At 36.7% G+C, this 289-nt stretch carries 1 protein-coding gene; it reads right to left on the reverse strand.

All coding sequences use genetic code 11. From position 1 onward, the window contains the following. Window positions 1-289 (reverse strand): SprB repeat-containing protein (locus tag ABR854_RS25955; RefSeq protein ID WP_350268747.1); only part of this gene is annotated, 289 nt, incomplete at both ends.

Consider the following 289-nt stretch of genomic DNA (forward strand, 5'->3'; position numbering starts at 1 on the left):
TATCGCTACTTCATTGCCACAAATATTGGTCTTGTCTGAACTAATCAATGGGGCATTCGGTGGAAGAGTTTGAGTAATTTGTACTACATTAGCAGATGCAGTACAACCACTAAAATCTCGTACTGTTACAATATAATTACCTGCTAATAGTTCATTAAATATATTGCTACTTTGGAAAAGGCCATTATTGATTTTATAGTTAAAAGGGGCTGTTCCGCCCGATGGGATAGCCATAATACTTCCTGTACTTGTTACTGGACAAGTTGGTTGTGTTGGAATACTATTCAAG

This window comes from Emticicia sp. W12TSBA100-4 (assembly GCF_040253585.1).
In the GTDB taxonomy this organism is placed as follows: domain Bacteria; phylum Bacteroidota; class Bacteroidia; order Cytophagales; family Spirosomataceae; genus Emticicia.